Annotated in this window: 27 protein-coding genes and 2 pseudogenes; 16 read left to right on the top strand and 13 right to left on the bottom strand. The window is 68.1% G+C overall.

Translation table 11 applies throughout. From position 1 onward, the window contains the following. Positions 1-532: 532 nt before the first annotated feature. Positions 533-775, top strand: coding sequence for a hypothetical protein (locus ABZ911_RS40435; RefSeq protein ID WP_358069061.1), 243 nt, complete (start codon positions 533-535; stop codon positions 773-775). A 433-nt stretch (positions 776-1,208) separates the two neighbouring features. Here ABZ911_RS40435 and ABZ911_RS40430 read toward each other — a convergent pair whose 3' ends face one another. Further along, positions 1,209-1,892 carry a hypothetical protein gene (locus ABZ911_RS40430; RefSeq protein WP_358069058.1) on the bottom strand — a complete coding sequence of 228 codons (684 nt, stop codon included), beginning with the start codon at positions 1,890-1,892 and terminating at the stop codon, positions 1,209-1,211. 465 nt (positions 1,893-2,357) lie between these two features. Between ABZ911_RS40430 and ABZ911_RS40425 the strand changes: the two are divergent. Next, positions 2,358-5,437: pseudogene (locus ABZ911_RS40425) on the top strand (Tn3 family transposase). 28 nt (positions 5,438-5,465) lie between these two features. On the opposite strand, the gene ABZ911_RS40420 reads toward ABZ911_RS40425, so the two are convergent. The 4 genes from ABZ911_RS40420 to ABZ911_RS40405 all read right to left on the bottom strand — a co-directional run bounded on the left by ABZ911_RS40420 (position 5,466) and on the right by ABZ911_RS40405 (position 8,888). After that, entirely contained in the window at positions 5,466-5,930 is a 465-nt protein-coding gene (locus tag ABZ911_RS40420; RefSeq protein ID WP_358069055.1) for an FAD-dependent monooxygenase, read from the bottom strand. 285 nt (positions 5,931-6,215) lie between these two features. Then, a complete protein-coding gene (locus ABZ911_RS40415) occupies positions 6,216-6,707 on the bottom strand; it encodes a hypothetical protein (RefSeq protein ID WP_358069052.1) in 492 nt (163 codons plus the stop codon). Next, complete coding sequence (locus ABZ911_RS40410) at positions 6,704-8,206, bottom strand: HAMP domain-containing sensor histidine kinase (RefSeq protein WP_358069049.1); 1,503 nt, start codon at positions 8,204-8,206, stop codon at positions 6,704-6,706. The genes ABZ911_RS40415 and ABZ911_RS40410 overlap by 4 nt, the downstream gene beginning before the upstream one ends. A gap of 7 nt (positions 8,207-8,213) precedes the next feature. Continuing rightward, the gene (locus tag ABZ911_RS40405) at positions 8,214-8,888 is read right to left on the bottom strand and encodes a response regulator transcription factor (RefSeq protein WP_358069046.1); all 675 of its coding nucleotides are present in this window, start codon (positions 8,886-8,888) and stop codon (positions 8,214-8,216) included. A gap of 191 nt (positions 8,889-9,079) precedes the next feature. Here ABZ911_RS40405 and vanY-N point away from each other — a divergent pair, with 191 nt between their 5' ends. The 7 genes from vanY-N to ABZ911_RS40370 all read left to right on the top strand — a co-directional run bounded on the left by vanY-N (position 9,080) and on the right by ABZ911_RS40370 (position 14,558). After that, positions 9,080-9,715 (top strand): D,D-peptidase/D,D-carboxypeptidase VanY-N, encoded by a 636-nt coding sequence (gene vanY-N / locus ABZ911_RS40400; RefSeq protein ID WP_358069043.1) that lies wholly within the window; start codon positions 9,080-9,082, stop codon positions 9,713-9,715. A 40-nt stretch (positions 9,716-9,755) separates the two neighbouring features. Next, positions 9,756-10,283 (top strand): hypothetical protein, encoded by a 528-nt coding sequence (locus ABZ911_RS40395; RefSeq protein ID WP_358069040.1) that lies wholly within the window; start codon positions 9,756-9,758, stop codon positions 10,281-10,283. Positions 10,284-10,753: 470 nt separating this feature from the next. After that, positions 10,754-12,094 carry an aspartyl protease family protein gene (locus ABZ911_RS40390; protein WP_358069067.1) on the top strand — a complete coding sequence of 447 codons (1,341 nt, stop codon included), beginning with the start codon at positions 10,754-10,756 and terminating at the stop codon, positions 12,092-12,094. Positions 12,095-12,464: 370 nt separating this feature from the next. Then, the gene (locus ABZ911_RS40385; protein WP_358069037.1) at positions 12,465-13,229 is read left to right on the top strand and encodes a metalloregulator ArsR/SmtB family transcription factor; all 765 of its coding nucleotides are present in this window, start codon (positions 12,465-12,467) and stop codon (positions 13,227-13,229) included. Then, positions 13,226-13,528: a DUF1905 domain-containing protein gene (locus tag ABZ911_RS40380; RefSeq protein WP_358069034.1), complete on the top strand. Its 303-nt coding sequence runs from the start codon at positions 13,226-13,228 to the stop codon at positions 13,526-13,528. The genes ABZ911_RS40385 and ABZ911_RS40380 overlap by 4 nt, the downstream gene beginning before the upstream one ends. Further along, a complete protein-coding gene (locus tag ABZ911_RS40375) occupies positions 13,525-13,899 on the top strand; it encodes a VOC family protein (protein WP_352035609.1) in 375 nt (124 codons plus the stop codon). Before ABZ911_RS40380 ends, ABZ911_RS40375 begins: the two co-directional genes overlap by 4 nt. 266 nt (positions 13,900-14,165) lie before the next feature. Continuing rightward, positions 14,166-14,558, top strand: coding sequence for a recombinase family protein (locus ABZ911_RS40370; protein ID WP_358069030.1), 393 nt, complete (start codon positions 14,166-14,168; stop codon positions 14,556-14,558). Positions 14,559-14,894: 336 nt separating this feature from the next. On the opposite strand, the gene ABZ911_RS40365 is transcribed toward ABZ911_RS40370, so the two are convergent. Then, entirely contained in the window at positions 14,895-15,353 is a 459-nt protein-coding gene (locus ABZ911_RS40365) for a MarR family transcriptional regulator (RefSeq protein WP_358069027.1), read from the bottom strand. Between the two features lie 63 nt (positions 15,354-15,416). Between ABZ911_RS40365 and ABZ911_RS40360 the strand changes: the two genes are divergently transcribed. Next, complete coding sequence (locus ABZ911_RS40360) at positions 15,417-15,785, top strand: VOC family protein (RefSeq protein WP_020549970.1); 369 nt, start codon at positions 15,417-15,419, stop codon at positions 15,783-15,785. Between the two features lie 239 nt (positions 15,786-16,024). Beyond that, a pseudogene (locus tag ABZ911_RS40355) lies at positions 16,025-16,201 on the top strand (ISL3 family transposase); the annotation flags it as partial. Positions 16,202-16,297: 96 nt separating this feature from the next. Here ABZ911_RS40355 and ABZ911_RS40350 read toward each other — a convergent pair. Continuing rightward, positions 16,298-17,047, bottom strand: a complete 750-nt coding sequence (locus tag ABZ911_RS40350) for an SDR family oxidoreductase (protein WP_358069024.1) — start codon at positions 17,045-17,047, stop codon at positions 16,298-16,300. Positions 17,048-17,142: 95 nt separating this feature from the next. On the opposite strand from ABZ911_RS40350, the gene ABZ911_RS40345 reads away from it, so the two are divergent. Beyond that, a complete protein-coding gene (locus tag ABZ911_RS40345; protein ID WP_358069019.1) occupies positions 17,143-17,751 on the top strand; it encodes a TetR/AcrR family transcriptional regulator in 609 nt (202 codons plus the stop codon). A 123-nt stretch (positions 17,752-17,874) separates the two neighbouring features. On the opposite strand, the gene ABZ911_RS40340 is transcribed toward ABZ911_RS40345, so the two are convergent. Next, on the bottom strand, positions 17,875-18,189 hold the full coding sequence (locus tag ABZ911_RS40340) for a hypothetical protein (RefSeq protein WP_358069016.1): 315 nt from the start codon (positions 18,187-18,189) through the stop codon (positions 17,875-17,877). Here ABZ911_RS40340 and ABZ911_RS40335 point away from each other — a divergent pair. Next, positions 18,073-18,699, top strand: a complete 627-nt coding sequence (locus ABZ911_RS40335; protein ID WP_358069064.1) for a recombinase family protein — start codon at positions 18,073-18,075, stop codon at positions 18,697-18,699. The two genes, ABZ911_RS40340 and ABZ911_RS40335, sit on opposite strands and share 117 nt — an antisense overlap. A 1,082-nt stretch (positions 18,700-19,781) precedes the next feature. Here the strand turns inward: ABZ911_RS40335 and ABZ911_RS40330 are convergent. After that, complete coding sequence (locus ABZ911_RS40330) at positions 19,782-19,907, bottom strand: hypothetical protein (protein ID WP_358069013.1); 126 nt, start codon at positions 19,905-19,907, stop codon at positions 19,782-19,784. A gap of 154 nt (positions 19,908-20,061) precedes the next feature. Then, entirely contained in the window at positions 20,062-20,490 is a 429-nt protein-coding gene (locus ABZ911_RS40325) for a GNAT family N-acetyltransferase (protein WP_358069010.1), read from the bottom strand. A 300-nt stretch (positions 20,491-20,790) separates the two neighbouring features. Between ABZ911_RS40325 and ABZ911_RS40320 the strand changes: the two genes are divergently transcribed. Next, positions 20,791-21,636, top strand: coding sequence for a site-specific integrase (locus ABZ911_RS40320; protein WP_358069007.1), 846 nt, complete (start codon positions 20,791-20,793; stop codon positions 21,634-21,636). A 66-nt stretch (positions 21,637-21,702) separates the two neighbouring features. Here the strand turns inward: ABZ911_RS40320 and ABZ911_RS40315 are convergent, their stop codons facing one another. Next, on the bottom strand, positions 21,703-22,599 hold the full coding sequence (locus ABZ911_RS40315; protein WP_358069004.1) for an aminoglycoside phosphotransferase family protein: 897 nt from the start codon (positions 22,597-22,599) through the stop codon (positions 21,703-21,705). 162 nt (positions 22,600-22,761) lie between these two features. Between ABZ911_RS40315 and ABZ911_RS40310 the strand changes: the two genes are divergently transcribed. Further along, positions 22,762-22,974 carry a recombinase gene (locus ABZ911_RS40310; protein ID WP_358069001.1) on the top strand — a complete coding sequence of 71 codons (213 nt, stop codon included), beginning with the start codon at positions 22,762-22,764 and terminating at the stop codon, positions 22,972-22,974. Between the two features lie 39 nt (positions 22,975-23,013). Here the strand turns inward: ABZ911_RS40310 and ABZ911_RS40305 are convergent, their stop codons facing one another. Further along, the gene (locus ABZ911_RS40305) at positions 23,014-23,247 is read right to left on the bottom strand and encodes a hypothetical protein (RefSeq protein WP_358068998.1); all 234 of its coding nucleotides are present in this window, start codon (positions 23,245-23,247) and stop codon (positions 23,014-23,016) included. Positions 23,248-23,336: 89 nt separating this feature from the next. Here ABZ911_RS40305 and ABZ911_RS40300 point away from each other — a divergent pair, with 89 nt between their 5' ends. Next, a complete protein-coding gene (locus tag ABZ911_RS40300) occupies positions 23,337-23,702 on the top strand; it encodes a hypothetical protein (protein WP_358068995.1) in 366 nt (121 codons plus the stop codon). 244 nt (positions 23,703-23,946) lie between these two features. Here ABZ911_RS40300 and ABZ911_RS40295 read toward each other — a convergent pair whose 3' ends face one another. Continuing rightward, positions 23,947-24,852, bottom strand: coding sequence for an alpha/beta hydrolase (locus ABZ911_RS40295; protein WP_358068992.1), 906 nt, complete (start codon positions 24,850-24,852; stop codon positions 23,947-23,949). Positions 24,853-24,978 lie beyond the last annotated feature (126 nt).

The raw sequence follows: 24,978 nt of genomic DNA, 5'->3' as shown, positions 1-24,978 counted from the left end.
CCGTCATCTGGCACAACTGGAACACCGGCGCACCCGTGAAACGGTCCCTGACCGCCTACGATCACTAACCCGAATTTCACATCAGCGATCTAGCGGCGTGCAAGTCTCCTACAAGATCAATTAATCATGATGAGCCCGTAACCATAACGGGAGGACATGTCATGCGCGCTCGCGTAGGTTTGACGGCCGGAGTGCTGGCGGGACTCTGTCTCGGGGCGACGGGGATGGCCGTGGCGTCAACGCAGAACACGGCCACAGGAGTGATCACTGCTTGCGTGCGGGAAGACGGGACGGTCAGAATCCCCCAGGGGCCCTGCCGCAGTCGACAGCGCCGCAGTCGATCGCCACGGTAAAGCCCACACCGATTCCCACCAGCGAAGGCGTCTGCGGGGTCCGTGAGCAGGAGATCACCTGGAACCAGTCCGGGCCAGTTGGCCCCGCAGGCCCCCAGGGAGACACCGGCGCCCAAGGATCACAGGGGGATCGCGGGGCTCCCGGTCTGTCGGAGGTAGAGACGGTGATGGGGGCGCAGGTGTCCATCGCCCCTGGCCGCCTCGAAAACGCCCTCGCGCAGTGCCCGCCAGGCAAGATCGCCATCGGGGGCCGGTACCAGCTGCTTGAGGAGAACCGTGAGCTTTACAGCAATGCCGAGGTCCGGATCCCGGACATGGGTAGCAAGGCGCCCAACTTGTACTGGTTCCTCCAAGTAAGAAACGTGAGCGACGAGGTGGTTCGGGTCCGGCCCTGGGCGACGTGCGCGAAGGTCGGCCAGTAGCCGAGCCGGCAACGTCTCGCCCTCACCGGCTGGCGCGAGATGTGCGGTGGTAAGTACGCCATCGTCTTCACCCAGCACAAGGGCGCGACCTTCATGGAAACCGTCCAGATCGACTACCCCCACCGAGGATGGAGGCCATCCGGTACGTGGCGGCGTTCTCCTCGCAGGGTAGCCCCGGTGAGGAGAACGCCGTGCTGGCCGGGCTGGCGGCCATCATCTGGCCCAGTCGGCTCCAGCGGTCAGCAAACCGTCAACCGCCTTTCAATGGTGAACACCGGCTCGGCGAGCCCCTCCACGAGCTTGATCGCCACTGCAGCCCCGCTCCAGCACATGCTGGGCGTCCTCACGGGTAATCGACGCAGGCGTCACGACCATTCACCGCCATTACTACCGGGCCCCCTTAAGCCGGGGCCGCACCGGTCCGACCAGCGGTTCACCGGCCGAGTGTGAATCCTCCGATCACGGCCGCAGCCATGACCGCCACCAGCACGCCCGCTCCGATCTTCATCGATCTCTTGATCGCCCTGGATTCTGCCAGGAGGCCGAAGCAGAACAGCAGTATGGCCGGTATGAGCAGGACGACGCTCATCACCGGCACGACCCTCCATACGCCTCGGGTGCCGGTGGGGATGACTTGGTCTCCCAGCGTGCTGATCGCGGCCGGGAATGTCTCGCCCACCTCCGTGTCCGCCACGGTCTGCAGGACAACCGGTGCTCTGGCCGGGTCCTCGAACACGAACCGGGCCTTGCAGTCGTTGCGGGTGCCGTTGCGTCCGATCCGGTACTCCCTGCAGGACAGGACAGTCGCGGTCCCGGGCGCGCCTTTCATACCGAGTGCCGTCCGTACGTCGGGCAGGGTGGAGTCGATGATGAAAAACGGAAATCCCACCAGAGCGAAGAGCAGCATGAGCATCCCCAGCGCAGCGAACAAGTTCGCGCTGACCTCGCCGGCTTTTCGAGCCGTCGAAGAAGAGCCGTCCGCGTTGAGGCGCTGCTCCCGCGCCTTCGCGTGCGCTCGGTCAGCCTCCCGCTGTCGCCGCTTCCGCGCTCCCGCGTACGCTCGGGCTGCTTCCCATCGCTGCTGTCTGTTGCGGCGCTCCCGCGTCGTCTTCGCCATGATCAGATCGTGGACGACGGCACTTAAGGACTGGTTGAGACCGACTGAGATGATTGAAGGGGAAGACCAAGAAGTAGGGGTACGGCACCGGCAACCTCGCGTAATTCAACGCACAGCGACAGAACCGTTATGGATTCCCATCAGTCTGACGCCCATCGACATCGGAACGGTGATTGGTGGTAACCCCGCCCACGTCGGCTCGCTATCGCCACTGGCCGTTCCGTTGTCGCAAGCGAATGCAATCTCCGACTACCCAACACATGGTCTCCGGACGCCAAGTGCCCCCAGCTTCGGCCGGTCTGCCGGTGCTCCTCGGCGGGGATCGGCTCGATGCCGGGTCGCATCCGCGCGGTCAGACGGCGTCGACCATGCGCATCTGGTCGGCCCGTGAGGAACAAGTCCGCGAGATCCGGCGGTAAGGGCCCTCGTTGTGGGCTATTCAGGCAGGTCTGCGATCATGTCGCCGTGATCAGCCAGGGGCTGGAGGGCTACGGCCGGTTCGGGTCGCTGTCGCGGGTGGAACTGGAGCGGTTCTTCCATCTCGATGACGAGGATCGGCGGCTGATCGGCAAACGACGTGGTGATCACTCGCGCCTGGGCTTCGCCCTCCAGGTCGTCACGGTTCGGCACCTGGGCATGTTCCTGGCCGATCCGTTGGACGTGCCGGTCGAGCTGGTGGAGGGCCGAGCAGCTGGGCATCGAGGACCCGTCCTGCGTCAAGCAGTACACCGAACGGGAGAAGACCAAGCTCGAACACGCCTGGGAAATTCAGCAGGAGTACGGGCTGAGCTCGTTCGCCGCAGTGGAGTCCGAGCTGTCCGCGTGGATCGCCGACCAGGCGTGGGTGACCGGGGACGGGCCGAAGGCGATCCTGGAGGGTGCGATCGCGTGGCTGCGGGACCGGCAAGCGCTGCTGCCCGGCATCACCACACTGGAGCGGTTGGTCGCCGAGGGACGGCAGGCCGCCGACCGGCGGTTGTGGCGGACGCTGGCCGACCAGGTGATACCGGAGGTGGCCGGGGCACTGCTCGCGCTGCTGGATGTGCCGGAGGGCAAGGACAAGCGGCGCCGAGTGAGCGAGCTGGAACGGCTGCGGCGCGGCGTGTTCCGCTCGTCGTCGAAGGGCATGGTGGCCGCGCTGCGCCGGCTCGGCGACATCGAGGCGTTGGGCGCGGCCCGGTTGAACGTGTCGGCGGTGCCGCCGCGGAGGCTGCTCGCCCTGGCCACGCACGGCATGTCCGGAAAGGCGACGCTGCTGCGCCGGCTGCCGCTGGAGCACAGGCTCGCGGTGCTCGTGGCCACGGTGGTGGCGTTGTCGGCGCGGGCCGCGGATGACGTGCTGGAGCTGTTCGACACCTTGATGACCACCGAACTGCTGTCCAAAGCGGAGCGGGAGTCGGCGAACGAGAAGCTGCGCCGCTACCCGCGGGTGTCCCGCAACGCCGGCAAGCTCGCCGCGGAGGTCAAGGTGCTGCTCGCGCTGGAGGAGCTGGACCCGGACGCGGGCCTTGCTGCGGCGTGGGAGCTGATCGAGAACGAGGTGCCCAAGCATGAGCTGCGCGCGGCGGTCGCGGCAATCGACGAGCTGGTGCCACCCACCGACGCCGAGCTGGACGGGCAGCGGATGGAGGAGCTGGCCGGTCGGCTGGCGACGGTGCGGCCGTTCCTGCCGCTGTTGATGGAGACGGTGGAGTTCGGCGCGACCGGCGACGGTGTTGCGGTGCTGGCGGCGATGAGGACGCTAGCCACGTTGTTGACGGTGAAGTCGAAGCTCCCGGCTAGCTACCTGGACGCCCGGCAGGTCAACCACGACCTGATCACCGGCGGCTGGCAGCGGCTGGTGTACGCGCCGGGCCACCCGAACGGCACCGTCGATCGGGCGGCGTACGTGTTCTGCCTGCTGGAGCAGTTCCACCGGCACATCAAGCACCGCAACATCTTCGCCACCGCGTCCTCCCGCTGGCGCGACCCGCGCGCTCATCTGCTGTCCGGTGCGGCATGGGATACCGCCCGCGGGCCGGGGATGAACGCGCTCGGCCTGCCCGAGCAACCGGCGCCGATGCTCGCCGGCCACGCCACGGCGCTGGACGCCGCCTACCGTGAGGTGGCGTCCCGGCTGGACGCGGACACCCCGGCCACCGTGGACGCCGACGGCCGGCTGCACGTGGCCGCGCTGTCCGCGGTGCCCGATCCGGCGTCGCTGGTCGACCTGCGCCGGCGTGTGGAAGCGATGCTGCCTCGGATCGATCTGCCCGAACTGGTGCTGGAGGTGATGTCCTGGCACCCGCAATTCGTCGAGGCGTTCACCCACACCTCCGGCAACGAGGCCCGCGTCGCCGACCTCGGCTTGTCGGTCGCCGCGGTGCTGTGCGCGCACGCGATGAACGTCGGGTTCGCCCCGGTAACCCCCCAGTGCCGCGGCCCTCACCCGTGACCGGCTGCATCACGTCGACCAGAACTACGTGCGGTTCGAGACCATGGCCGCCGCGAACGTACCCCTGGTGGAGGCCCAGGCGGAAATCGAGCTGGCTTAGGCGTGGGGTGGTGGGCTGGTTGCCTCGGTGGACGGGCTGCGGTTCGTCGACCCGGTCCGGACCCTCTACGCCCGGCCGAACCCGAAGTACTTCGGCCGCAAACGCGGCATCACCTGGCTCAACATGATCAACGAAAAGGCCGCTGGCCTCGTGGCGAAGGTGCTGTCCGGTACCCCGCGCGACTCACTGCACGCCGTCGATGTGGTGCTACGCCAGCAGGGCGGCGTGGTGCCGGAGGCGATCATCACCGATACCGGGTCCTATAAATGGCGACATGGCGTGCGGGATCTTCTCCATGCTCGGCTACCGGTTCGCGCCCCGCTTCGCCGACCTGGGCGAGCAGCGGTTCTGGCGCGCCGACCTGCCCGACGGCACGGCGCCGAAATACGGGCCGCTGGAAGCGATCGCCCGCAACAAGATCAACAGCCGAAGATCCACACCCAGTGGTCGGACATGACCCGGGTCGCCGGATCGCTGGTGACCAACCAGGTCCGCGCCTACGACCTGCTGCGCATGTTCGCCCGAGGCGGGCGCCCGACCCCGCTGGGGCAGGCGTTCGCCGAGTACGGCCGGATCGACAAGACCCTGCACCTGCTGTCCATCCTGGACCCCATCGACGACACCTACCGGCGCAAGCTCAACAAGCAGCTCACCGTGCAGGAGTCCCGGCACCGGCTGGCCCGCAAAATCTGCCACGGCGGCAACGGGCAGATCCGCAAGCCCTACCGAGAGGGACAAGAAGATCAACTAGCCGCGCTGGGCCTGGTCGTCAACGCGGTCGCGCTGTGGAACTCCAAATACCTGTCGGCCGCCGTCGACCACCTGCGCGCCCAGGCAATCCCAGTCAAGGACGAGGACGCCGCCCGGCTCAGCCCACTCGGCCACGCCCACCTCAACGTCCTGGGCCGCTACGCCATCGCCTCCTCCACAGCCGCCAACGGCCTGCGGCAGCTCGGCGAGATCCCCGACCTGCCCGACGGCGAGGACGCAGTGGATGAGGAGGGCGTGTAGGTCCCAGGTCTTGCGCGCCCACGGCCTGTCACCCTGTCGGATCCGGCGAATCGTCGGGGGTACCCGGCCCTGCTGCGCGATCTGCGACTGCAAAGTCACGCACCGCCCGCACTCTGCAAGGATCTCGAAAGCCTGTTCGCCGCGGACGGCTGTAGCACCTATCGCGTGCGTATTCGGGGGCATGTTCGGGACGGGGGCCGAAGGCGATCAACCTGGACGGGATCCAGCGGAAGGCTGGGAAGCGGCGGGCGAGGAACACCATCGGCTTGGGCGGGCCGACGCGCTTGCCGGCGAAGGCGGGGGCAAACATGACCCGGTGCAGCATCAGATGGAAGGCTTGCACCAGCACCGTGGGCCGCCAGCGCCGCTTTTGCACCTTGGCCAGGTCGGCGGTGGTGAGGTGGCCGCGCTGGAGAGGATCGGCGAGCAGGGTGGCGGCGGCGACGGCGTCCTGGATGGCCAGATTGATGCCCATGCCGCCGGCCGGTGACATGGCTGGCGCGCTCACGATCGACCAGGCGGTCTCCGCAGGACGCCTCCAGGGCGACGCCAAAGTCCTCCGCAGAGTTTTCCCTGTAGGGCGGCCAGGTGGCGTCACAGGCGTGCGCGGCTCGAGGACGGCTCTCGGTCGGGTGGCGACGTCGCCTGAGCCGCGGATTGACACGCTCGCCAGCCTCCGTGAGCACCTGACGTGGGCGATCTCTTCAGTCGCTCCACCGCCTGACGGTCACCGTCCAGCCGGGCGTGCGGCTTCTTTGACCTCAGCCCGAGGTCATATTTACCGCGGGCAGCTCCGGGGGCCGACGCTCTGCCCGGCGCCGACGACCGTGACCTGGGCGGAGCGTTCCGGCGGGCGCGTCGCGGCGACGACCGTACAGACGATCTGGTCGACGGCCAGTGCCGACAGTTCGTCTGCCGGGGTGGCTACGGTCACCACCAGGCGGTCCACCCGTTCGGTGCTGACCGAGAACGGGGCGGCATCGCGCGGGATGTCGGTGGTGAGCCCTTCCGCCTGTTCGCTCGGCGCGGGTCCCTCCGCCAGCAGCATGAGCGCGTTCGTTTGGGATGGTCCACGAGCGGATCGCCGCGTCACCGTGCTGAGCCGGCCGTCCTTCACCAGGTAGAGGGTGATCTTCCAGGTAGGTGCGACGGGTCCGCTCGGCGGGGCGCCCGCGGGGATGGCGTCGCTGGGTTGCACGCCGCAGCCGGCCACGGCGAGCAGCGATACCAGACCCGCGGCGAGCACCAGGCGGGCGAGCCCGGGCCTCACTCGGGGCCTCCGTCCAGATCGCGCGGCAGGCGCAGCGTGAACCTGGCGCCGCCGTCCGGGACGTTGCTGACGGTGAGGTCGCCCCGGTGCAGACAGGCGTTCTCGAGCGCGATGGCGAGGCCGAGGCCGCTGCCCTCGGACCTGGCCCTGGCCGCGCTGGCCTTGTAGAACCGGTCGAACACGCGCGGCAGCACCGCCTCGTCCAGCCCCGGTCCGTGGTCGCGGACCTCGAGGGTGACCCAGTACGGATCGGCGGCGAGCCGTACCGACACAGGAGGCTCGCCGTGGCGCAGGGCGTTGCCGACCAGGTTCGCGAGGATGACGTCCACCCGGCGCGGGTCCAGCCGGGCCGTCACCCCGGCGGGAAGCTCGGTTTCGACCGACTCCGACCAGCCCCGGCTACGCAGGGTGGCGCGCACCAGCTCGGCCACGTCGACCTCGTTCATCGCGAGGGCGGCGACGCCGGAGTCGAACCTGCTGATCTCGATGAGGTCGTTCACCAGCCCGGTGAGGTTGAGCGTCTCCTGGCTGACCAGCCGGGCGGCCCTGCCGGCGGGCTCGGGCAGGTGGGCCGCCTCCTCGTCGAGGACGTCGGCGACCGCGGCGAGCGCCGCCAGCGGGGTGCGCAGCTCGTGGGACACGTCGGCGACGAACCGGCGGGCGTCGGCCTCCATCTGCCGCAGCTGCTCGACGTGCCGTTCCAGCTCCGCGGCGGTGTTGTTGAACGTGCGTGCCACGTCGGCCAGCTCGTCGGAGCCGGTGACCGCGATCCTGGTCCGCAGCTCGCCCTCGCCCAGCAGGCGCGCCGCCCTGCCGAGCTCGCGCACCGGGCGCAGCACGCCACGGGTGGCCAGCAACGCCAGCACGACCGCGAACGCCAGGCCCGCCCCGCCGGTGAGCCAGGCGAAGGTGGCGAGCTGGTCGATGCTGCGCTGTTCGGGCTGCAGGCTGTGCAGGACGTAGACCTCGATGCCGGACATCCGCGCCGTCCCGTCCGGCTCGGCGATCAGCAGCGGCGCGCCGATGAGCAGGTAGGGCGCGCCCTGCCACACCACCACGCGTTGCCACGCGACATTGCCGCCGGCCACCTCGCGCCGCAGGGACAGTGGAAGCATCTCAGGATCCACGACCGGCGTGTTACCGCCCTGCCTGCGGAGCCCCGGCGAGCCCCCCGGCGGGTCGGCCGGCGGGTCGGCCGGCGCCGGGTCGCCTGTGGAGTACGCCCCGCGGTAGATGGCCATCGCGCGGACGTTTCCTTCGGTCATCTTGTTGGCGATACCGCGGAGCTCGTCCGGGCCGGGCTCCGCACTCCGCAACGGGAAGAGCCCCTCCAGCTGGCTTTTCGTCGCCTGCAGCGCGGCGTCCTGGGCTCGCTCGAGGATGTCGTTGCGGGCCGCGACGTAGATCGTGCCGGCCACCGCCGCCGCGGTGACCACGCTCAGCAGCGCGAACGCGGACAGCAGCCGCGCGCGCAGCCCCAGGCTCGGCCGAGGTGCCACCGGCGGCTCACACCGGCCCGAACCGGTACCCGAACCCACGCACCGTCTGCACATAGACGGGCGCCGCCGAGTCGTCCTCGATCTTTGCGCGCAACCGCTGCACGCACGCGTCCACGAGGCGCGAGTCGCCGAAGTACCCGTGCTCCCACACCGACTCCAGCAGCTGCTGGCGGCTGTGCACGCGGCCCGGCGTGGCGGACAGCTCGAGCAGCAGGCGCAGCTCGGTCGGGGCGAGGCTGACCGGCTCGCCGCGGTTGGCGACCACCAGCCCGGCCCGGTCGATGGTCAGGTCGCCGTGCCGCTCCAGCTCCGCCTGGTCCCGGCCGATGCGCCGGAGCACCGCGCGGATGCGCGCCTCGAGCACCCTGGGCTGCACCGGCTTGACCACGTAGTCGTCGGCGCCCGCCTCCAGCCCGGCCACCACGTCGATGTCGTCGCCGCGCGCGGTCAGCATGATGATCGGCACCTCCCAGGCGGCCCGGATGCGGCGGCAGACCTCGAACCCGTCCATCCCGGGCAGCATGAGATCGAGTATGACGACGTCGGGAAGGTCTGTACGCAGCCGGTCCAGCCCCTGCTCGCCGGACTCCACCGCGCGCACCCGGTGCCCGTGCCGGCTCAGGGCCAGTTCCAGGCCCTCCCGCACAGCCGGGTCATCCTCGATCAACAACACTCGCGACACGCCGCCGAGTTTCACCGTACGCTCCGTAACTCGCCCGCCGGTCAACCCAATCTACTGTCGGCCAGCAGTGTTCTCGCCTCGTCAGCGCCGTGTCATGGTTGTGTCACGGTCTCCCCGGGCGGCGCAGCCGTCGAGAAACGGTGACATTCGGCGGACAACCCGCACACATTCGCCGCCGATCGTGGTTCGTCATGAGCGAACCACGGACCATCCCATCTCGGCCCCGAGACCGGCTGTTCGCCGCGGTCACACTGGTGCTCGCGGTGCTCTTGCTGCCCGCGGCGTTCGTCCGCCGTCCCGGCCGCGCCCGCGAGCTGGCCTGCCGCTGGGCGTTGCGGTTGCGATTCCCCGCCGAGAACCTCACCGGGCTCACCGACGGTGCCCTGGCGGCGTTCACCGCGGCGCGCACCGAAGCACTGTGGCGTCACCGCCAGCTCATCGGCCTCACCTCGGGATACCGCGAGCCCCTCATCCAGCAGCGGATGTTCGACGAGGAGGTGCGCCGCTCCGGCTCCCCGGCCGCGGCCCGCATGCTCGTGCTCCCGCCCGCGGAATCCAACCACGTCAAGGGCATCGCCCTGGACCTACGCCCGCACGAAGGGGCGCGCTGGCTCGAGGAACACGGCGCCCGCTACGACCTCTACCGCATGTACGACAACGAGTGGTGGCACTTCGAATACCGCCCGGACTGCGGCGGCACGCCACCACGACGGCGACCTCACCCCGGTGCCGGCTACGCGTGGTGCTGGCCGGACCACGTCTCCGGCGGGCGGCAGGACCAGCGCCTCGCCCCGAAGCCGTCGACGACGGCACACGCGTGGGTGTAGCGCCCATGCTGTCTCGTACCTGGGCGCTCGCCATCGCCGCGTGCGCCGTACTCGCCGCCGGGGGCTGGCTGCTGTACGGCGGCGCGCGCGGGCCCAGCCAGCGGCGTCGCCGAACTCCAGGCCCGAGCCGATCGCCCTGGGTCGGCCGGCGGCGCTGCCCTGGCCGTCGCACGGCCAGGCGGCGGTCGTGATCGCCGGACAAACCGGCACTCTCCGTGTGTACGGCAAGCAGCGCCCGGTGCCGATCGCCAGCGTCACCAAGGTGATGACCGCGCTGGTGATCCTCCGCGACGCTGGTTGGGCGCTCATGAGCTACGCCTGCGTCGACGACGGCCGCCGCCTGCGCCCCCGCGACAGATCACTGGAGAGCCACGTACTGGGAAAGCCAGTCCGCGTGATTCGGAGGAGGCCGCGCCGGAAAAGGACCTGCCAAGCAGGAACCTCGCCGCGCGCCCACCCCGTTCGTAGCACGTCACCGGCAGCGACTGCGTTGCTGTCGCAGCTGACGGCGACCGCCGCCCTGCCGGTGCTGGCGGAACTGGTCAGCGTGCATCCGAGCAGCGGGTAGGTACTCGGCGCGGCCCTGCTCTCTACGGTGTTGGCCCTGTCCCACATCCGACCTGGTGGATCCGCCGACCCGTCATGACCGCGTCCACACAGGGTGATCCGCAGGCCCTTCTCTGACGCTGCTCTGGTCGCTGATGACAGCTCAACAGCTCACTGCCGCGAACCGCACCGGATGCACCTGATCGAAGCCAGCGCGACCGTGACACAACCATGACACGGCGCGGACGGAGCGGGGACACCGGCGGCTGACAGTGGATCGCGTCGTTGATCGGCGGGCGGGTCGCGGAGCGTGTGGTGAATCCCGGCGGCGTGCCGCGAGTGTTGTCGACCGGGGATGACCTTGCCATGCGAAGAGCCAGGAACCGGTCCAGACCTGGAACCGTCCACCGTGGGGCGGGAAGCCGTGCCCGAGGCGAGATGGGTTGGCCGGAATTGGTGTGACCGTCCGCCTGAGCAGCAGTTCACGTGAAGATGATCACGAATAGGGAGAAGGCCTTGGTTAATGACGGAGTGTGGGACCGGCGTTCGCTGCTGCGGGGCGCCGCCGTGCTGGCCGGTGCGGCCGCGACGGCGCCGCTGTTGGGCGGGGCGGCGCTGGCCGGCAGCGGTGACGCGGACGCGCTGTTCAAGGCTGGGAAGTTCGAGCAGGCCGGCCGCGCGTATGACGAGATTCTGAAAAAGGATCCCAAGAACCTGCTCGCGGCCCGCCAGCGCGGCTATGTCGGGCTGCTGTCCAACCGGTTCCCCGACGCCGAGAAATACCTCAAGATGGCCCTCAAGCTGGCGCCCGACGACAAGGAAACCAACCAGATCCTGGGCGACTGCTACATCCGGCAGGACAAGTTCGCCCTGTCCGCACCACACTGGAAAGCGGCCGGCGAAGAAGACTACGCCAAGTGGTTCGCGGCAGTCCGCGGCGAGGCATATCAGGTCCACGGCGAGACCGCGCGGGTGCCGTTCCAGCAGATGGACCCGATGCCGCTGGTGGAGGCCTCGGTCAACGGCGGACCGACGAAGCGCTTCACGTTCTACACCGGCGCCCCGAATCTGAGCGTGCGCGCGTCGGTGGCCAAGGAGGCCGGGCTGCGCCCCGTCGCCAGTCAGAAGGCCGATTTCGGGGGCGGCACCGTATTGGCGTACTGGGGGATCCTGGACTCCTTCAAGCTGGGCGGCATCGAACTACGCAACATCCCCGTGAGCTGGTCGGCAACGGAGTCAGGCGAAGATGTCGACACCGACAGCGACGGCCTGATCGGCATGTGGGTCTTCTACCACTTGCTGCCCACCTTCGACTACGCGGGCCGGCAGCTGATCCTGCGCCGCCGCACCGCCGAAACGGCCAGGAAGGCACGCGCCGCCGCCACACGGGCGGGCGCCGAACCCCTGCCGCTGTGGCTGGCCCGTGAGCAATACCTGCACAGCACGGGCAGCTTCGCCGGCGCCGCCGGCTCCCGCACAGGGGTGGTGGGCGTGAACTTCGGCGGAGTCGGCGAGATCGCCGCGGGCGTGCGCGGGAAAACGGCCGAGCAGTTGGGGATCCGCACCGACTACGACCGCCAGATCGGGACTTTTGCCCAAAGCCACCCGGCCGTCGTCTACCCCTGCTACCCGAAGGAAATCCGCCTCGGTAACGCCGTCGCCAAGGAGGTCTACTGCTACACGAACCCAAACCAGCCGGTCAACGTGCCCTGGCCCTATGGGACAGGGTTCGACTCGATGGGCTGGTTTTCCCACTGCTTCTGGAAGCCCTACAACATCACCGTCGACTTCACCGGCATGAACCTCTACATCGTCCGCGGCAAGGCCGCTTGATCACCGCGACTGCACGGGCGTCATGGGAGCTACCTGGAACTGCCGGCTCCTACGGTCGAGGGGGTGAGGGCGGACCAGGCCTCCTTGCCCCATCGCCCGGTGCCGCACCCGGGAGTGCCCGGCCGCCGCAGCAGCCACGCGCGGTCGGAGCCCGGCGAGTTGCTGATCGACAGGGCCGTCAGCCGGAGTCCAGCGCCCTGGCGATCAGGGATCGCTTGACGCGGGCGCCTGTAGTCCAGTTGTGCCAGATGGAAGCACCGACGGAACAGGTCCGGCTGCCGGGGCCATGGGCCGTTCCGTTGCTTCGCAACCCGTCGGCGCGCCTCGCCAGGCTTGACATGAAACCATTTGGTTTCCTATTGTCGGATGTGTGGAAGAGGTATTCAGGGCGCTGGCGGATCCGACGCGCCGGGAGCTGCTCGACGAGCTGTTCCGGCAGGACGGGCAGTCGCTGAACGCGCTGGCGAGCAGGTTCGCGATGACGAGGGTCGCCGTGGCGAAGCACCTTCGTCTGCTCGAGGAGGCCGGTGTGGTCGTGTCGGACCGTCGGGGCAGGGAGAAGCTGCACTTCCTGAACCCCGTGCCGATCCGTCTCATCCACGACCGCTGGGTCAGCAAATACACCGAGACGTGGGCCGCTGGCCTCGTCGACCTGAAACGAGATCTGGAGACAAGAGTGGAGAAGGTGTTCGAGATCTACATCCGTACCACGCCGCAGCGGCTGTGGCAGGCGATCACCGATCCCGAGACGCGGGCGCGGTTCCAGTTCGGTGCCCGCGTGGAATCCGACTGGGTCACGGGATCCGCCTACAGGGTCACGCACGACGGCGTGCCTGGCGGATTGATCGAAGGGGAGAATCTCGAGGTCGACCCGCCCTGGCGGCTCGTGCAGACATACCACGCCATCTGGGACGACGACATCGCACGCCAAGGCGCCAGCCGGGTGACCTGGGAGATCGAGCAGGTCGACGACAGCTGCAGGCTTGTCGTCCGACACGACCAACTCGCCGCCGACGCCGACGCGCATCTCTACGGCGGCTGGCCGATGATCCTTTCCGGGGTCAAGACCTGGCTCGAAACGGGCCGGGAACTCACCACGCCAGGCTCGCTCATGTACGGAGGCGAAACATCATGACCGCACAGCAAGCCAAGTCCGACACGAAGCTTGACAAGACGTTCACCGCGGAGCTGCGGAAGAGCCCCAGCAAGGGCGGCTGGACCTACGTCGTGATGCCGGGCTCGGCCGACTGCTTCGGCACCCGTGGTCTGGTGAAGGTGCGCGGCCACGTCGACGGCGAGCCGTTCCAGGGCTCGTTCATGGCGCTCGGCGACGGCACGCACAAGCTTGCGTTCACCGCCGACATCCGCGCCCGCATCGGCAAGCATGCCGGCGACACCGTCACTGTCACCCTCGACGAGCGGATCGCACGATGACCGCGCCGCAGCCGGTCGTCACGGGTGTCCGAACCGTCAGCGTGCCGGTCGACGACCAGGAACAAGCGCTACGGTTCTACGTCGACACGCTCGGCTTCACGGTACTGCGCGACGAGTCGATCCCGACCGGACGGTGGATCGAGCTCGCACCCGGCGGCGACAACGTCGTCGTCACGCTGGAGCAGGCCACCGAAGACGTCACCCGCGGCCCCATCACTATCCGGTTCACCACCGACGACGCAGCGGCCGCGCACGCGGCCCTCAACGCCGCCGGCGTTGATATCGATGAGATCCTTCAATGGCCCGGCGTACCACCGATGTTTGCCTTCCGCGACCCCGACGGCAACGCTTTCTCCATCACCGAGACGTGACAGCCGCCGACATGGGCCCTCTGTTCCCGAAGCTGACCTGAACGCCGAACCCCACGGCGCCCGCACCGGATGACACCGCCAGAGCCGGGTGTCGGGATTAGGTGATTTCCCGACAGGCCGTCGAACCAGCCCCCGATGGACCAGGAAACTGGACATCGGGTGATGAAACACGGCTCCCGGGTGGTCGTTTTCGGGCTCTGATTGACGACAGGATTTTCCGACAGGTAGAAGGGGGGCTCCGACCCCCTTTCCTCGAGGAGCCTTCGGTGCGGATCGTCTACTCCCGCTCGTCCACCGCAACGCAGTCGCTGCTGCGGCAGCGGCACATCCTCACCGAAGCTGGGCTCCTGGTCCGGACCGAAGGCGTCGCCGAGGGGTTCCGTCCCGCTGACGGGGTGCTGCTGTTTGAGGACCCGGCGACCTCCTCGAAGATCCCGGCGCTGGAGCGGCCCGCGTTCGCGAAGGTCGCCGCCGCCGCGCACCCCGGAGACGTCCTGACGGTCTCGGAGCTGTTCCGGCTGTGCCGCGACCTGATCGACACGAAGGCCGCTACCGCGGCCGGCCATCCGCGCTGGCCGGCGCCCGGCTTGAGGAAGTGCGGTCGGCGTTCACCGACGACGGCATCTCGATCGCGGCCCTCGCCCGCGCACATGGAGTGAGCCGAGCCGCCATCCGAACCGCACTGACCGGGCTACTGCCCGGCCAGCCGGGTCCGCCCTCGCTCATCCCGACCGAGGGCGGACCCGCAGCGCGAGACGACCCTGCCGAAGCACCCAGCTAAGTTACTCGCGGGTACCGCCAACAGCTGTCCGCAGGTTCCTCAACCCCGGAGCGCCGCGGGCGCTGCATGATCCCGGCAAGATCGTGGCAGATATGGGGCTCATCGCAGAAGAGGGTGTAGTCGGGGTCTGTTGGTTTTCGAGGTCGCCTGCACGGATTTTCATGCTCGGTCGCACTCCTATCCGGGCGCGACGAGACGTGCGCCGGGGAACGAGCTATGCACCGTCGTTGCCATCGCGCAGGGAATGGATCATGCTCTGCAGGATCCGGAACGCGCCGGACTGCTCGGTCTCGGTCATGCCGGCCAGCATTCTGACCTCGACGGACCGGACCGCTACGGTCGCCTTCTCGAGGCTCCGTCGGCCGCGAGGCGTGAGCCGCGCGGGGAGAACCTTCCCGACGGGTGCCTCCGCAGGCCTGGTCACGTAGCCCTCTCGTTCCAGGGCCTGGAGCAGCACGTTCATCGACTGCCGTGTCACGAACGCGCCCCGCGCGAGCTCGGAGTTCGACAAGCCCGGTCGTTGAGCCAGCAGCTCGAGGCAGGAGTAGTGCGTCACGCTCATCCCGAGCGGCCGCAGCACCTCCTCCATGGCTGCGCGGAGCGCGCTCGACGCCTCTTTCAGCAGGTAGCCCAGTGACGTCTCCAGGTCGACGCCGACACCGTCTTGCCTCATGTCAGTATTCTGACATAGATTGACCTGTGTCAGGAAACTGACATGAAAAGAAGGAGCATCATCATGCCCGCCACCGGCCCCGACTTCATCTCGCTCCAAGCGCGCGACCTCGACGCTTCGCAGGCGTTCTACGAGCAGTACCTCGGCCTCGTCCGCTCGCAGGCCGGGCCTCCGCACGCCGTCGTCTTCGAGACGAAGCCGATCGCGTTCGCACTCCGCGACGTCGTTCCCGGCACCGATCTCGCATCCGTTGCTCAGCCCGGCATCGGTGCCGCGATCTGGCTCCACGCCACAGACGTCCAGGCCATTCACGATGCTCTCGTCGCCGACGGTCACACCATCGTCTCCGCACCGATCGACGGCCCCTTCGGTCGGACATTCACCTTCGCCGACCCCGACGGCTACCAGGTCACTCTCCACGACCGCGCCTGATAGGCCAAACGCCACCGGACGATCACCGGCCCCCGAAGACCGCGGTTGCGCCCGAGGCTCGAGAATCCGGGCGACGTTTGTTTACCCTGGGGTGATCACCTGTCCGGCTCTTCACACTTGGGGTGGACGGAGTGTGACGTCGAGCCGGGCGGTCGTGGTTCAGCGCGTCGAGAGCCGGATAGAGGTCGAGGTCTCCCGAGGATGGAGGTTCCTACGCCGCCCATCCGGAAGACCTCGACGTGCCCGACGCTACCGTCAGCGCGGGCGTCGCCTGCGCTGATCTGACCACCTTCTGCCAACTCGACGAACTCGGACTCGAGGTCACCGGCCAACGACTCGACCCCGACCGTGCCGTCCTCGCCTGCCGTGTCGTTGAACCTGACCAGTGGTGCCGGCGCTGCGGGTCGGAGGGATCACGATCCAGCTTGCGATCGAGGCTGCCGGGCTCACCCGCCTGAGCGAGCCCGGCCGGCCAGGAGCCGCCATCCTCGCCGGATGTGCGGCCATGGAACTCAGATCTGGTTCAGGCCGCCGTCGACGTACAGGCTCGAACCGGTGATGAAGCTGCTCTGCTCGGAGGCGAGGAAGGTCACGGCGGCGGCGATCTCCTCCGGGCGCCCGAGCCGGCCCAGCGGCACCTGTGTGGCCAGGTGCTGCTTGAGGCCGGCGGCCTGTTCCGGGTCGGGAGCGAGCCCCGACAAACCAGGGGTGTCGGTCGGGCCGGGCGTGATGGTGTTGACCCGGATGCCGCGTCCTTTGAGTTCGTTGGCCCAAGTCCGGGCGAACGATCGGGTGGCGGCCTTGGTAGCCGCGTACACGCCGAACGCCTCCGCGCCGACGTCCACGTTGGTAGAGCCGTTCAAGATCACCGAGGCGCCGTCATTGAGCAGGGGCAGCGCCTTCTGAACGGTGAACAGCGTGCCCCGGACGTTGATACCGAAGAGGGTGTCGAAGTGCTCCTCGGTGACCTGCTCAAGCGGCACGAACGCGGCGACGGAGGCATTCGCGAACAGTACGTCCAGGCCCCGTCCCCGGTTGCGGATCGTCTCGTAGAGCCGGTCCAGGTCGGCCAGGTTCGAGATGTCGCCGATCACCGCGGTAGCTGCTGAGCCGATCACTTCGACGGCCGCGTCGAGTTCGGTCTTGCGTCGGCCGGTGATGAACACGTGTGCGCCCTCGGCAGCCAGCCGTACGGCACCGGCCAGGCCGATTCCGGTGCTGCCGCCGGTGACGAGAGCGGTCTTACCCTCAAGTAGACCCATGTGAATAACCTCTTTCGACTTCTGCAGCGATCGCTGCAGAAGTCGAACGGTAGCACTTCTGCAGCGATCGCTGCAGAAAGGGGTAGGCTGCGGGGGTGGCGATCAAACAGAGCGGCCCCCTCGGCCGACCGCGAGGATTCGACGCTGCCGACGCTCTCGAGCGCGCCATGCTGGTCTTCTGGGAGCATGGCTACGAGGGGGCCAGCCTGGCCAACCTGACCGAGGCGATGGGCATCTCTGCCAAAAGCATGTACGCAGCCTTCGGCAACAAGGAAGAGCTGTTCCGCAAGGCCATGGAGCGCTACACCGAAGGCCCGAGCGCATACCTGGCCCGGGCCCTGGAGGAGCCGACCGCCCTCGGCGTCGCCACCGCGATCCTGACCGGCACCGTCCGAACCACCACCCGCCCGGCCCATCCCCACGGGTGCCTGGGCATTCAGGGCGCCCTGGCCGCCAGCGACTCCGGGCGTGGAGTCCGTGACCTTCTCGTCGCCTGGCGCAACGACGGCTGCTCCCGCGTCCGAGAGCGGTTCCAGCGAGCCGTCGACGACGGCGAACTGCCTCCGGAGACCGATCCGGGGCTCCTGGCCCGCTATGTCACCACCTTGGCATTCGGCATCGCCGTGCAAGCCGCGAGTGGCGTCGGCCGCGATGAACTCCAAGGGATGGCCGACGCCGCCCTACGCAACTGGCCGCTCCCTTGAGAACCACCCGACGTTCGCCGTCGCGAGCAACCGCTCGCTGTAACGGCTGGGTTTCACAAACGCCGATTCTGATAGAAGATCATCAGCGCGTCTCAGGGGATGGCCGGAGGTCTCGAATCCTTCTCACAACTGGTTCTCACTCAAGTTCCCGATCGAGGCGGTTCTGAGAAATGTTTGTGAGAGGATTCGGGGCGTGGTTGACGTCCTCAGCCCCGAATTAGCGCCGTATCCGTCGCCGATTCCGTTATCGCCGACGACGTCACCTGTGACGCCGATGAGGTCGAACGTCACCCCTGTCCGCGATGTGACGTCCAGCCCGCCCTGACCGCGCACGGCATCAGCCGCGACAAGATCTTCAGCGAGAAGATCTCCACCCGCCTCAAGGTCCGCCCCGCGTTCGAGAAGGCCCTGGCCACCGCCCGGCAGATCAAGGCCCATGCTCCGCACTGCCGCGTCATCCTCACCGTGTACGAGATGAAGCGGCTCGGCCACGACGCCGGCGAGCTCACCGCCCTGGCCGACCACCTCACCGCGCACGGCCTGGTCCTGGAAATGCTCGCCGGCCCCCTCGCCGGAATCTATGACCCGGCCGGGCCCGGCTGGATGCTATTCGCGTTCTTCGCCGCCATGGCCGAGACCGAGAGAGAAGCGATCCGCGAGGCGACGCTGGAAGGACTGGACGCCGCAGCCCGCAAGGGCAATCACGGCGGCCGTCCCGCCGTCATCACCGACGATATGATCCACACCGTCCTACGGCGCCGCGCGGCCGGCGAACCCGTCGAAAAGATCCGCAAGGACCTGATCATCCCCACCGGCAAGCGCAAAGGTCACAACCCCTCCCTCGCCAGCATCTACCGCGCCCTCGCAGAACACGAGAAGGCCCAGCGCCACCCCGACGCTGCCGAACAGGCCCGCGCCGAGTACGCCGCCTTCCACAAAGGGCTCTAACCTCGCTGACCCGCGGATCAGCCGTCAGCACCAACAACCACGACGAAGTCCTTCTACCTCAGCGCGGAACACCACGTCACTGCAGGCCAGAGGCAGGTTCGTTGGATTCTGCTCCATTGCTACCGGGACCCCGAGAAACCCCAGAGTTCCCGCGAACCCAAGGGTCGACGTCGGGCTATTGGGTGGTCTGGGAGGTTATGCACCCTTGGGTTCGCGGGAACCCGAGACCCGCGTACGGCCGACGAGTCGGCTGCGGCGCCGGACAGCGCCCAGAAGGCAGCGACGGCCGGCGGGCGGTCGGGCGCCCGAGCCGGCATACGGAGCCGAACCTCGTGTGAGCAGGCGTTCTGCGGCCAAGGCGACGCTCGGTATCCGGTCGAGCCGTCCTCGGGTGGGCCGGTACGCGACTCCTCGGCTTCACCACCGTTGCAACAACCTCAGCGAAGAGGAAGAAGCTTCACCAATCCTGAGATTCCATCAACCGCCGGGCCGACATGCTCTACATGGAAAATGCCCTGGTCCTGGGGCCTAACGGACTACAGAGACCCGCAGGAACTCCGGGGTTATTCCTTAAAGTGCAGCTCAGGCAGGGGGGTCCACAAATCCGACCGCGAATGAGGAAGATCATCGCGTCGCGTGTGCGGTGGGTTGCCACGGGCACGACGTACAACGACACTCTGAACTGACGTCAGAACTGAAGACGGCCACAACAGACGCAGCCAGGGCTGCAAAGCGGGTGCCACCGGAATACGGCAGAAACGGGCCGTGTGCTGAGGTAGTCGCTGGTCAGCGCTTGGCGAGGGCTGCTTAGGCGGTGGAGCGGCCGATCTTGAGGATGCGGGCGGCCTGGGTGACCGAGGCGCCGTCGTCGACCAGGTGGCGCAGTGCGGCGAGTTCGGCAGGGCCGACGGGCGCGGGGGCGTCCGGTCCTCTTCTTGCCGGGCAGCGTCGCGCCGGTGGCTTCTCACGGCGCTTGGCCGCGGCGATGCCCTCGGCCTGGCGCTTGGCGCGCAGCTCGGCGTGACGGGAGCATTAGAACGAGAACGTACGTTTAGCCGTGATCTGTGCTATCGAGCACGAGCTCAACCAGACGGCGTGACCGAGGACCACACGCCGAACCACTGCTCGGCGCCGTACTCCTCAAACCGCTCCACCTCGGTGAACCCCAGCTTCGCCGCGAGGCGCTCATCGAACTCGACATCGCCCATCCGGGGCGGATCAGGTAAAGAGGTTCTTCATCACCCGGGAAGGATCTTTACGCACTTGAAGTGACAAGCTCGGCCCCTGCGGCCGGTCCCCGTCCGGCGGGTTCCGTCCGAGGAGTGTGTCGGAGCTGAGGGGTGGGGTGGTTGCTGTGACGGATCAGGGGGTGATGGCGTACTCGGTGAAGTGGCCACAGGCGGTGAAGCCGAGTCGGCGGTAGACGGGTTCGCCGTCGGCGGATGCCTGCAGCACCGCGGTCTCGTAGCCCGCGTCGCGGGCGGTGTGCATGGTGGCCAGGGTGATGGCGCCGCCATAGCCGCGGCGGCGGGCGGCGGCGAGAGTGGCGATGTTGTAGATCCCGGCGACGTCCGCGTACAGGAAGACCTCGGCCGAGCAGACGGGACGGTCGTCGACGTAGCCGACCAGGTACCGGGCGGGGCAGTCGGCGGCAAGCGCCCATGGGGCGGTGTCGGCGAAGAACCGGCGCACGGTGGCGGCGGGCGGGTTCCAGTTCGCAGCGAGGACTGTGGCGTAGTCCGCGAGTTGGGTGGGGGTGGTCGCCAAGAGCTGCCCGCCCGCCCTCAGCATCCGGAGCGAACAGTGAGCCGATCGGCGCTAGCGCCAAAATCCGATCCGATCCTCCCCGGAAGCCGGACAAAGGCGCGCGGGCCAAGGGGGCGACGCCCTCCGAAGGACGTCGGCCCCTGCGGGCATCCGCGAACGCTCAGGTCAGGCTCGATCGGTACTGCCTCAGTTCCTCCAGAGCCTGGTTCGGCCAGCCGTCGGAGATCGCCGTCTTGGCGTCACGGACGGTCCACTCGATGACCGGCGATCCGTCGAGGCGTTCCAGGACGTACTTGTCTCCCGACCACCGGCGAGGTCCTGCCGTTGCTGCAGATCGCCCCGTCCAAGACCGACACCGAGCGTCTCCTGCTGGTCAGCCCGGAACTGGCGGACGTCCTGTCAGCCATCATCCGCCGGCTACGCGGCCCATCTGGAGCCATCCCGCTGGCGCCGTTCTACGACGTCCGTGAGAAGGTCTGGAACCCGCCGATGCCACTGCTGTTCCAACGGCAGATCGGCACCGAGCACCGGGCCTTCACCCCCACGTTCCTGCGCACGCTGCTGATCGGCGCGATCGCGGGCACCGGGCTCACCGACGCTGGCGGCGCACCGCTCACGATCTCCCCGCACGACTTCAGGAGAAGCTTCGTGACCGACGCCATCATGAACGGTCTTCCACCGCACATCGCCCAAGTGATCTGCGGCCATAGGAGCATTGACACAACGATGGGCTACAAGGCCGTATACCCGGCCGAGACGATCGAGGCGCACAGGGCGTTCATCGCCCGCCGCCGAGCCACTCGACCCAGCGAAGAATACCGAACCCCCACCGACCAGGAGTGGGACGCCTTCCTCGCACACTTCGAGAAACGCAAGGTGTCCATCGGCACCTGTGGCCGCGCCTTCTCCACCCCTTGTATTCATGAGCACGCTTGTGTCAGATGTGCGCTTCTCAGGCCGGACCCGGTCCAACGCGCCCGCATCGAAGAGATCCGCGACAACCTCATCGCCCGCATTGCCGAGGCCGAACGCGAAGGCTGGCTCGGCGAGGTTGAAGGACTCCAGGTCAGCCTGGCTGGCGCCGAGGAGCAGCTCCGCCAGCTCGATCGGGGCCACGGGCAGCATACGGCCGTGGACCTTGGCATCCCCACCACGCGCGGTGATCGATGAACCCCACGAAGGTGGGCTGCCGCATGGCCCTCAACAAAGATCGAGAACAAGTTCAAGAAGTGTGTATCAAACGCCCTTCAGAACACGATCAAGTGCCGCCCGGCCTGCAGGTCCCCAGTTCGGCTTGCCGCCGGGAAGGCCCCGATCTCCGTTCTGCCCCATGAGCATCAGGAAGAGGCTCTTCATAGCGGCCAGCCCGCGGGCGCGCCGGATCGCCGCCTCGTCTGCATGCCCGTACATGTCGAAGAACCGTGAGGCCGTGCCCGCAGGTAGCAGCACCCATGCGGCGGCGAGGTCCCACGCCGGATCGCCGGCGAACATGTCACCGAAGTCGATGATGCCCGAGAGCGTTCCGTCCGAGACGACGACGTTCGCGGGATGGAGGTCGCCGTGCACCCACACCGGCGGGCCCTCCCATGTGTGGGCCGCAACGGCGTCGTCCCAGACGTCCCGGACGTCGGCAGCGATGTCGTCTGGGGCAACGGCCTGGAAGAAGTTCTCGAAGCCGTCCGTGCAGTTCCTGGGATGGGCGCCGCGGTCTGTAGCGATCGGTGCGTCGGCGGGTGCCGCCACATGGAGCGCCTGGAGGAAGCCCGCTAGCGTGTCGGCCGCGTGGGTGCCGCGGCTGATCGTGCCGTGGTCCAGCGGCTCGCCGGGAACCCACGTCATCACGGTCCAGTGCTTGGGGAAGCGCTCGGACGGTTCGCCGAACCGCACAGGGGTCGGCACCGGGAGCGGCAGGCGCGGGGCCAGCACGGGTAGCCACCGCCGCTCCTTGAGTTGGTGCTCCGGGGTTGGGTTCATGCGCTGTATGCGCACGGCCAACTCGTCCCCGAGGCGCCACATCTGGTTGCCCCAGCCGCCCGCTACCTCGCGGATGGTCAGCCCTGCAAGGTCTGGATGTTGCTCCTGCAGCAGGTCGCGGACCAGGTCTGCGGTGATCTCAATCTCGGTATCTGTCATGCGAAGTCACAGTACTGAGGCGGCAGACGGTGCGGCTCTCGCTCTCCGGAACATCTCGCTGTGACTCCTCTAGCATCACCGATTCGGTTTCAGAGAGCTGCAGATCAGAGGCTTTGGGGACGGACCGGCCCCAAGTTCAGAGAAGCCTGCCTGAGATGCCCCATGATCGACATCAACCCGAAGATGCTGCCCCGCCTCGACGAGATCGAGGTCGACCTTCTTGTTCGCCGAGCCCGAGCCGAGGCCGAGGGCTGGCTCGGCGAGCTCGAAGGCATCGACCTCACCCTGTCCTTCCTCCGCCAGAAACGAGACCAGACCCGCCGCCTCGCCAAAGTCGCCCCCGTCGACCTCGGCATGCCATCCGTCGGCTCCTGAATGTATTGCCCCCGACACCAGCGGGAACCCTTGCCGATGTCACCCCGGAGACGCGGCAGTGTGACAGCTCCGGCTGAATCGTCGCTGCGTTCCTTCGATCAGCGCGACGACCAGATTGGCGAATCCCGCGGCGCCTTCTACGTCGTCAGCGGGCCGCTGCACCTGCGCGATCGGACCGACTCCGTCGAGCACGATGCCGTCCTTGGCCAGCACGAACGCCAACGCCAGCAACGCTGACCGGGCGTCGCCGTCGGTGAAGGGATGGAAAAGCACACATCCAGATAGACACGGGCGGCCCGCGCCGCGACCGGCAGCCCGCGATCCTGGCTACTCACCAAGCACTCCGCGAACCGGGCAGGCGTTTGCGCGTCGAGGCCGTAGTGCTCCCTGCCCTGCTTGGCGAACGCCGGACCATCGCGAAACGGCGCGTCGGCGACCCCCAACACGGCACGCTGCCACCTCGCCAGCAGATCGAAGCCCAGGACCTGGCCCGCAGCAGCATCATCACGCATCAGCTCATAGGTACTCAGCAACCGCCACGCCCGCACTGGATCGCGGGCGTGCTCGACTGTTGTGATCCGATGCGCGCTACCGTCCCGCCGCGCCCGCACCGGACCGACCGGCCAGCCGAGGCCGTGACGGGCGTCCCTCCACGGCACCTGATCGCGTATTGCGCGCCAAGCCATCAGGTGATCAACCATGTCAAGGCCCTGCATGCGGCGCGTTGACCGAACGTGCGATCTGCTCGGCGATGTCCTTGACCACGGATTCGGCAGGATCGCACCAACTGCTGAAACGGCTGTCGGCGTACGACTTCACGTGCAGAGGTAAGTACAGGTAATCAGGTACCGGCGCTTATTGTGTGGAGTCGTTACGGAGCGTCTACGAGGTTAGGTGGCGGGGCTGAGAGGGCGGTGCTGTGGCGGTTCGGCCGGGTGAGTGGCCGGGATCAGGTATCGCAGCCGTGGTCGGTCATCGCGCGCCGGGCTGGGTGTGCCCGACGATTGCCGGGATGACCGTGTCCCACACCTGGTACGGCGGCATCTGGTGGCCCATGCCGGGCAGCGGGGTCAGCGAGGCGCCGGGGATCTCGCGGGCCAGGGTCTCGGCGTGGCCGTAGGGGAAGAGTGGGTCCTCGGTGCCGTGCAGGACCAGGGTCGGTGCGGTGATCTCGCCGAGGCGGGGGCGGATCGGCTCGCCGCCCTCGATCATCCAGTGGTTCGACGCGGCGGCCGGAACCGGGCTGCGGTCGAACGCGCGCCCGGCGGTGCGGCGTACACGGTCCTCGTCGACCGGGATCGTGCCGGAGAAGGCGTGCTCGGCGGCGAGGAAGTACGCGATGACCGCGTCGCGGTCGGACCAGTCGGGGCCGGGGGCCGGCTCCTCGAACATTTTGGCCAACGCCTCGCTTATCGGCGGCAGGTCGGGATTGTCCGGACCGCCGGGCCCGCCGGGGCTGGTGGACATCAAGGTGAGCGACAGGACCCGTTCCGGGTGCTCGATACCGAGCCGCTGGGCGATGCCCCCGCCCATCGAGATGCCCACGATGTGCGCTGCGGCCAGGCCGTACGCGTCGAGCACGCCGACCGCGTCGGCGAGCAGGTCATCCTGTTTATACGTCGGCGCGCCGACGGGGAACGTCGTGGAGCGACCGGTGTCGCGGGTGTCGTAGCGGATCACATACCGGCCGGACGCGGCGAGTCGGGCGGTGAAGTCGTCGTCCCACCAGTCCATCGATGCCTGCGCGCCCGAGATGAGCAGGATCGCGGGGGTGCTCGGGTTGCCGAAGGCCTGTACAGCCAGGTCGACATCGTTGGCGTGCACCGTCTCCTGTGGTGTGGCTTGGGACGGGCTCGTGGTCGGCTGGCTGTCGTGCATGGTGTGCCTCCTGGGTCGGGTCGAGCCTCGTCGCGACTCTACTTCGATAATCGAAGTAGATGCTACTATTTTCGTAGTTCAGTTTGGCCGACTACGGACGTGGTGGCGATGGCGAGCGCGAAGATC

This window comes from Nonomuraea sp. NPDC046570, from assembly GCF_040645915.1.
GTDB lineage: Bacteria > Actinomycetota > Actinomycetes > Streptosporangiales > Streptosporangiaceae > Nonomuraea.
This window is presented reverse-complemented; position numbering and strand designations above follow the sequence as displayed.